The organism is bacterium (genome assembly GCA_024226335.1).
In the GTDB taxonomy this organism is placed as follows: domain Bacteria; phylum Myxococcota_A; class UBA9160; order SZUA-336; family SZUA-336; genus JAAELY01.
On the sequence record JAAELY010000242.1, the window covers coordinates 1 to 862 of the forward strand.

Genomic DNA, 862 nt, shown 5'->3' on the forward strand with positions numbered 1-862 from the left:
ACGAAGTCGAAAGCGATCACGTCGCCCGGATGATGAACCTGGGGGAAGTGGACTTCTTGTTGCACCCCGTGCTGCAGCTTCCATTGCTGAACTCGCCGCTCCAACGTCCGTCGAATCGAATCGGTGACCCGCAGTTCGCCTTGGCCACCGGCCGGCGGATTGTATTTCTGCTTCAGCCAATCGAGCAAGGCAAAGGGTCTCAGCCGGTGGTCCTCTTCCAAGAGTTTCTCGATCTCCGGCCAATACGGATCGAGGGGGTCTTCCCGAGTCCGATAGCTGCGTGGTTGCCGCTCCTGTTGGCTGGGAAGTATGCCGCTATCGCGGTACTTCCTGATTGTTCTTTCGCCCATCTCAAGCCTCCGTGCAATCTGTGCCACGGGATGTCCGCGGTGAAGCATCGAGAACATCCTGCCGGCCTTTTCGTCCTTGAGCATCGCAAGCCTCCTTTGTGTAAGAGCTTGCGATAGCCTGCCACATCATGATCGGTTACGGGAATTCCAATCGCCGCGAAACCGATAGCTATCATTGCTAGCAGTCATAAGCACGGCCGTTCTAATTGTCGCTCACACGAAACAACAGACCTGCTAGCACGCCCTCCCCCGGTCGTTCTAATTGACGCTCAGACGGGAAAGCTAATTGACGCCTTATAAGGTCCCTGTTGGTCGCCGCCAGGATGCGCGCGTCGACCTGCTCCGGGTGCCGTCCCCCCACCGACGTGACCTCTCCACTCTGGAGCACGCGGAGCAGCTTCGCCTGCAGCTCCAGGGGCATGTCGCCGATCTCGTCCAGGAAGACGGTTCCGCCGCGGGCTTCGCGGAAGCGTCCCGGTCGAGCCTCGATCGCCCCGGTGAAGGCACCGCGC

Annotated in this window: 2 protein-coding genes; both read right to left on the reverse strand. The window is 59.9% G+C overall.

Going from position 1 to position 862, the window contains the following annotated elements:
- Window positions 1-434 (reverse strand): IS21 family transposase (locus tag GY725_12470; GenBank protein MCP4005000.1); only part of this gene is annotated, 434 nt, incomplete at its 3' end.
- 118 nt (window positions 435-552) lie between these two features.
- Window positions 553-862 (reverse strand): sigma-54 factor interaction domain-containing protein (locus tag GY725_12475; protein MCP4005001.1); only part of this gene is annotated, 310 nt, incomplete at its 5' end.